The sequence below is a fragment of the Lactobacillus delbrueckii subsp. delbrueckii DSM 20074 = JCM 1012 genome (assembly GCF_001433875.1).
GTDB lineage: Bacteria > Bacillota > Bacilli > Lactobacillales > Lactobacillaceae > Lactobacillus > Lactobacillus delbrueckii.
Window position 1 is genome coordinate 1 of the sequence record NZ_AZCR01000135.1, and the last position, 416, is coordinate 416.

A 416-nucleotide genomic window follows, 5' to 3' on the forward strand; every position below is an offset into this window, starting at 1 on the left:
GCCAAAAAGTTAATGACTATGCCATCTCCAACGATATGGTAGGCTTCAATCAGCTGCTAGATGACCTTAAACAGGTTACCAACCCGCAAATTGTTTTTGAAGCAACTGGCGTCTACTCCAGAAGACTCCAAGCGTTCTTGGACATGCACGAATTGCGCTATGTCATGATGAACCCGCTGGAAGCCAAAAGAAAGACAAAGGATGACCTGCACCAGAACAAGACCGATAAGCTTGATGCAATGTATCTCGCCAAGATGCAGTCTGAGCACCCGCAACGGCTGGCCTATGTTCAAAGCGAAGAATATCAAGAATTGATGGCCAACAACCGCATCTACGAGCAGGCTTCGCACGATCTGATAACCAACAAGAATAGACTGCACAAAGCCATTCAGCTCACTTTCCCAGAGATTGAGCAC

At 46.9% G+C, this 416-nt stretch carries 1 protein-coding gene; it reads left to right on the top strand.

Features of this window, described 5'->3' with window-relative positions:
* Positions 1 to 416 (top strand): IS110 family transposase (locus tag FD23_RS08825; protein WP_155515451.1); only part of this gene is annotated, 416 nt, incomplete at both ends.